Raw genomic sequence first — 7,586 nt, forward strand, 5'->3', positions numbered from 1 at the left:
ATGTTTACCTACTTATCTAGCATGATAATGTCGCCTTTTTGCCAAGGGAAGCTAATTTGTGATTGCTGATAGACTGCATTAATTTCGGCAATTTCCGCGTCTGTAATTGGTGTACCGTCACCAAAGTAAACGTTACGGGGTAATTTCGATTCTCCAAATATAGATAACAGTGATTCTCTAACATCTGTATCTAAATAGGAGATATGGTGTAATTGAATTTGGTTAAAAAATACAGGTTCGCCAGTTTGGGGATGTACTGCTAAAGCTGGACGAATTTGGCGAGTAACTAAATTATTATCATTATACCATTCAAATTCAATTTTTGCTTGACGACAATAATTTTCTACTTCTTGTTTATCTGTAGTTTGAAAAAAGTTCTGCCAACTCACATCTAAGCCTTCAGCGTAATTTCTCACGTACATTAACTGTTTGATAGCTAGTTTTTCTCGTAATTGTGGACTAAGTATTTGATAAGCTTTTCTACAGTCAACAATTGGGGTTTCTCCACCTTTTTCTGCTGGTTGAACACAGTAAAACCAAATCTTTAAGGGGAAGGAATGTAAATGAGAACTTTCATTGTGAAAAAGTATCGCTTTATCTGCTGGGTAAGGAGTAGAACCATAAACTTTACCACCTTCATCTGTGCGGGGTAAGTCGCCATATTCAGCAAATAAATTAGGGCAAATTGTTTGAGCGAAATTTTCAAACTCTGAAACTGATTTTACATCAAAACCTCTAAATAAAATCGCTCCATGTTTGAATAATTCAGTTTCCAGATATGCACGGTTATTTTCTGTCCAAGATATGATATCAATTTCTGCACTATGGGGCTGAATTACGAGGGGGAATTTTTGCCCTGCTTGCAGATAATCTGTTTTAATTAATTGCTCTACTGATAGATTAACAGCCTGGGGAGCAATGCTCATGAATTTTTGTCTTTTAGCTGCTTTACGTTCCTGTTGTTGCATAGTTTGTTGTTCCTTTTCTGTTGCTGTTAACATTTCTAATGTATTGATGTGGTTTTGAGGTTGGTTAACAATACTGTTAATTAATGTTTGCCATTGTTCGGTTAAGTTAGTGATAGTATCTGAAGCAAATAAATCGGCGTTATATTGCCATTTTCCTGCTATACCTTGCTCAGTTTCTGTCAAGAATAGGGCTAAATCGAATCTGGCTACTTTGCTTTCTACTTCCAATAATTTTAAGGTGAGTTCTGGTAATTCTAAGGCTGAGTTGGGTGTATTTTGCAGGACAAATAACACTTGGAAAAATGGTACTGTATTACTTACCTGACGTTCAGGTTGTAATTCTCTCACTAATTCGTCAAATGGTAAATCTTGATGAGCGTAAGCTGCTAATGTTTGGGTGCGAACTCGTTGTAATAATTCTCTAAAAGTGGGATTTCCTGTTAAGTCAGTGCGAAGGACTAATAAGTTAATAAAAAAGCCAATTAATGATTCAATTTCCGCTTGATTCCTATTAGCAATATCCGTACCAACTACAATATCATCTTGATTGCTGTAACGTTGTAATAAGATTTTAAAACTGGCCAACAGTGTCATAAATAAAGTAACACTTTCTTGCCGTGATAATTGTTGTAATTGATGTGATATTGTGGCAGGTATTAAGAATGTGTGACTAGCACCTCGGTTAGTTTTCACTTCTGCACGGGGACGAGTTGTAGGCAGTTGTAAAACAGGTAAATTAGCTAATTGCTGCTGCCAATATGTAAATAGAGTTTCTCGTCTTTCACCTTGTAAATGTTGACGTTGCCAAATTGCAAAGTCTGCATATTGGATAGGTAATGTTGGTAAAGGTGAAGTTTGATTTTGACTAAAAGCAGAATAGAGTGCTGCCAATTCTTTAATTATTATACCTGTTGACCAACCATCAAAAACAATATGGTGGATAGTAAATAGTAAGATGTATTCTTGTTGGTCTAATTGTAATAGTTTACATCTTAATAATGGTGCTTGTTGCAAATCAAATTGTATTCGATATTCCTCTTCATTATAACATTTAATTGCTTCTTTTTGGGCAGATTTTGTCAAATTTTGTAAATTAATTACAGGTATTTTTAACTGTATATCATCAACAAGTATCTGTAAAGGTTGCCCATCAACTAAAACAAAGCTAGTGCGTAAAACTTCATGACGGCGAATAATTTCATTGATGCTTTGTTCTAATGCCTGTATATTCAATTCACCCACAAATTGAACTGCTGCGGGCATATTGTAAATACTACTATCTGGGTTAAGTTGTTCTAATAACCATAACCTAGTTTGAGCAAAAGATAAAGGTAGATTTCCATCACGAGAAACAGGTGTAATTGTCGAAATACTTTCACTATTTATTTGTTGAATTTCCTTAGCTAGTTCGGCAATAGTAGGAAATGTAAATAAATGTTGCAATGATATATCTACTGACAAGATTTTCCGAATCCGAGAAATAACTTGAGTTGCTAATAAAGAATGTCCACCGAGTTCAAAGAAATTGTCATAAATACCAACTTGAGAAACACTTAAAACTTGAGTCCAAATTGCAGCTAAAACTTCTTCTACTGGATGACGAGGAAGCACAAAATTATCTGTTTCCAATTGAGTATTTTCTGGTGCAGGTAAAGCGCGACGGTTTACTTTACCATTAGGAGTTAAAGGTAGAGATTCTAAGAAGACAAAAGCACTGGGTATCATGTACTCAGGTAATTTTTGCCGTAAATATTGACGTAGTTCATCAATAGTGGTGTTTTCAACAACTAAATAAGCAACTAAACGCTGATTTCCTGGTACATCTTCCCACGTTATAACTACACATTGACGCACTGCTAAATGGCTTTCTAAAACAGCTTCAATTTCGCCTAATTCAATGCGGAAACCCCGAATTTTTACTTGATAGTCAATGCGTCCTAAATATTCAATTTCTCCATTGGCAAGATAACGGGCTAAGTCACCTGTTTTATAGATTAATTTCTCGGAATTAAAGGGGTTAGAAATGAATTTTTCTTGAGTTAATTCCGGTTGCTGAAAATAACCCCGTGCTAAACCAGCACCACCAATATACATTTCTCCTGGAACGCCGACGGGTAATGGTTGTAGAGATTTATCTAAAATATAAATTTGGGTGTTAGCTAGAGGACGACCGATAGAAACGGTTTTTTGACTATCATGAATTGGCTGAATTGTTGACCAAATTGTTGTTTCTGTTGGCCCGTATAAGTTCCAAAGTTGATAACATTTTGATAATAATTGATCAGCTAAATTTTGAGGTAAGGCTTCACCTCCACAAAGAATTTTTAATTGTGAATTTCCTTCCCAACCGGCATCTAATAACATTCGCCAAGTTGCAGGGGTAGCTTGCATAATGGTTGCAGCAGAATTATTGAGTTGTTGTAATAACTGTGTACCGTCCGTTGCTACTTCTCGACTGACTAATATTAATTTAGCTCCTGTTATTAAGGGTAGAAAAATTTCTAAACCCGCAATATCAAAAGATAGGGTAGTGACTGAGAGTAAACTATCTGCTTGAGTTAAATGTAAATGCTGCTGCATTGCAGTCAGGAAATTTACTACACTTCTATGAGTAATTTGTACACCTTTGGGTTGGCCTGTCGAACCAGAAGTATAGATGGTGTAAATCAAATTATCCGTCTGAATGCTGGTATTAGGGCTATTTGTAGCTTGAATGGCGATGTTTTCCCAGTCCCTATCTAAACAAATAACTTGAGCGTTGTGAGGGGGAATATGAGGTAATAAATATTGCTGTGTGAGCAAGATTGAGATTTGCGAGTCTGCTAACATGAATCCTAAACGCTCTTGAGGAAATGTAGGATCTAGTGGGATGTATGCGCCACCTGCTTTGATAGTTGCAATGAGGGCGATAATCATGGAGAGGGAGCGATCGCTACAAATACCCACTAGCACTTCCTTCCCTACACCCAAGCTGGTTAAATATCGTGCCAGTTGATTTGATTTTTTATCCAATTCTGCATAAGTTAACTGTTGTGAACCAGCTACCACAGCCACAGCATTTGGTGTCTTGGCTACCTGAGTGGTAAACAACTCATGAACGCAGACATGAGGATAATTAGCTTCTGTATTATTCCACTCTCTCAATATTTGCTGCTGTTCTGCTGGTGTAAGTATAGATAATTCTGATATAGACTTATCTGGATATTTAACGATATCTGCTAACAAAGTTTGTAAATGTCCGAGCATCCAGTTAATATTATCAACAGCAAATAAATCGCTGTTATACTCCAATTCTCCAACTAAACTCTCACCATTCTCGATAAAAGATAAACTCAAATCAAATCGAGCCGTATTATTTTCTATAGGCAAATATTCTAAATTTAAACCTGACAACTGTAACCCATTCCCAGGTGCATTTTGTAGGGCAAACATCACCTGAAATAGTGGTGTATGAATCAGATTTCTTTCTGGTTGTAATTCTTCTACTAATAATTCAAATGGTAAATCTTGATGAGTATATGCTCCTAATGTTACCTCTCTAACTTGTTTTAACAAATCAGTAAATCTCAGATTATCCTTAAGTTGCGATCGCAGTACCAAAGTATTGACAAAAAAGCCAATTAAACCCTCAATTTCCTTACGGTTACGGTTAGCAATAGGTGAACCTATTAAAATATCTTCCTGTCCGGTATAACGGTAAAGCAGAGTTTTAAAAGCTGCTAATAAAGTCATAAATAGCGTTACACCTTGTTTTTGACTCAAAGATTTTAATTGATTGCTCAAAACAGGAGAAAGTGTAAATATCTGCTTTTTACCAGTAAAAGTTTGTTGTTTCGGACGTGGTTTAGCAAAAGGAAGTTCTAATACTGGTAAATTACCATTTAATTGTTGTTTCCAGTATTCCATTTGAGCAGCAAATACTTGTTCTTGTAACTGTGTTCTTTGCCAAACTGCAAAATCAGCATATTGAATATTTAAACTTGGTAATTCATAACTTTTACCTGTACAAAATGACTCATATAAAACAGCTAATTCTTGAATAATTACGCCTGCTGACCAACCATCAGCCACAATATGATGTATTGTAAATAACAAAATATACTCTTGTTCTGCTAATTGCAACAGCAAGATATTTAATAATGGTGCAATAGTTAAATTAAAAGCATATTGCGACTGTTTTTTCTCCCAATTTTTAGTTTCTATTTCTCTCTCTTCTGGTGGTAAATTCTGTAAATTAACTACGGGCAAAGTAATACTAACTTCTGGAATAATTACCTGTTTTGGTTCACCATCCACACTTAAAAAAGTAGTACGTAAAGCTTGATGACGGCGGATAATTTCGTTAAAACTTTGTTCTAATGCAGCAATGTTTAAGTTTCCTTGTAGTCTTACAGCCCTAGAGAGATTATAAGCAGAGCTTCCTGATTGTAACTGGTCTAAAAACCATAATCTTTGTTGAGCAAAGGACAATGGTAAAGTATCTGTTTTCGTAACTTTTTCTATGGGTAAAACTGCGAAATTTTGTCCTGCTTTTAGTGCTGTTTCTAGACGCTGTGCTAGTTCTGCGACAGTTGGTAATTCAAACAAACTGCGGAGAGGTAATTCAACCTTAAATGCTTCCCGAATTTGAGATATTACTTGTGTTGCTAATAGAGAATGTCCACCTAATTCAAAAAAGTTTTCTGTAATTCCTACTTGTTTAACACCCAGAATTTTGATCCATATTGCCGCTAAAACTTCTTCTATCGGAGTCCGTGGTGCAATAATAGTACCTTGTTTGTGCTGTGATAATTCTTCTGGTGCTGGTAATGCTTGACGGTTCACTTTACCATTAGGAGTCAGGGGTAGGGCTTCTAAAATGACAAAGTGAGAGGGCAACATATAATTAGGTAAGTTGTCCTGTAAAAAGCTATTTAGTTGATGTAAATCTATAGTATTTGAATTTTTGGCAACTAAATAAGCTATTAATTGTTTATCCTTATTTTCATTTTCTCGTGCTGTGACTACTGCTTCTCTAACTTGAGAATATTGAGTTAATAGAGCTTCAACTTCTGCCAATTCAATACGGAAACCTCGAATTTTTACTTGATAATCACTGCGTCCAATAAACTCAATTTTTCCATCTGGTAAATAACGTCCTAAATCACCAGTTTTATATAGTCTTACACCCGCTTCATGACTAAAAGGATCAGGAATAAATCTTTCCGCAGTTAAATCAGGACGATGTAAATATCCTTGTCCTATACCCCAACCTCCTATATATAATTCACCAGTGACACCCATAGCTAATGGTTGTAAATGTTGATCTAAAATATATATTTGGGTATTAGCAATAGGTTGACCTAAAGGAATAATTTTAGTAAGTTTTTCTACTTCTATATTAATAGAATAAGTAGCAACAATACCACAAGTTTCTGTTTGACCAAACATATTAATTAGACGTGCCTGATGTTGCAGGTCAAATTTCCAAGTAACAGGAATATCAGATAAAAGTGGTTCACTAGCAGAAACTATTAAGCGCAGTTGATTATCTAATAAATGATTTTTTAAATCTGGGGATAAATTAGTCAGAATGTAATTACAATTACGCCAATAAGAAGGGACAATATCAATAACTGTAACCTGATACTGCTTAATTCCTTGAAATAGTGCTAAGGGGTCTTGACGCTGTTCTTGGGTGGCAATTTTCACTGTTGCACCCCTCGTCAGAGGAACTAATAATTGTCTAACTGAAGAAGAAAAAGCGAGAGATGCTGTGTGTAAATAGACATCATTAAAGGTGATATCTAGAGCCTTTTGCATTGCTTGGACATAGTGGCACAAATTAGCATGAGTGACGCGCACACCTTTAGGTTTACCTGTAGAACCAGAGGTATAAATTACATAAGCTAAACTTTGGGGATAGCTTGTATCTGTTAAATTTTCTGGAGATTCTTCATTGATTAAATTATCAATTTTATCTATATAAACTACCTGAATTTTATCTGTTGGTATTTCTAGTTTAATATGTGATTGAGTTAATAAAATCTTGGGTTGGGCGTTTTCCAACATGAACGTTAAACGCTCTTGTGGATAAGTTGGATCTAGAGGTACATAAGCACCACCAGCTTTAAGAATAGCCAGAATACCTAATACCATTAATGGTGATCTTTCAACACATAAACCCACTAAAATATCAGAACCAACACCCAATTTTTGTAAATATCTTGCTATTTGGTTCGCACGGTTATTTAATTGAGCATAAGTAAATGTTTCGTTTTCAAAAATGAGTGCGATTTTATCAGGTGTATTAATTGCTCTTGCAGTAAAGAGTTGATGAATACATTGATGGTAATTATAATCAACTTGAGTATTATTAAACTCTCGCAGTAATTTTTGCTTTGCTGTTTGATTGAGAATTTGTAATTGTGAAATAGGTAAATCAGGAAAAGTTATCGCACTTTCTAATAAAGTACAAAGTTGTTTTAATAGCTGCTGAATATGATCAGATGCAAATAAATTGCTATCATAACTCAATTTTAATTCAAGCAAGTTATTTTGATTATAACCAGATAGTTTGATTTGTAACTGTTCACACTCCCCCACTAAAAAGGAATTAGGAAGTAACAGGGATAGGAG

Annotated in this window: 1 protein-coding gene; it reads right to left on the bottom strand. The window is 35.2% G+C overall.

What is annotated here, in order from left to right:
• Positions 1-8 precede the first annotated feature (8 nt).
• On the bottom strand, positions 9-7,553 hold the full coding sequence (locus tag FJR05_RS09840; RefSeq protein WP_217385565.1) for a non-ribosomal peptide synthetase: 7,545 nt from the start codon (positions 7,551-7,553) through the stop codon (positions 9-11).
• Between the last annotated feature and the right edge of the window lie 33 nt (positions 7,554-7,586).

This window comes from Dolichospermum sp. UHCC 0259, assembly GCF_009711935.1.
Taxonomy (GTDB): Bacteria; Cyanobacteriota; Cyanobacteriia; order Cyanobacteriales; family Nostocaceae; genus Dolichospermum.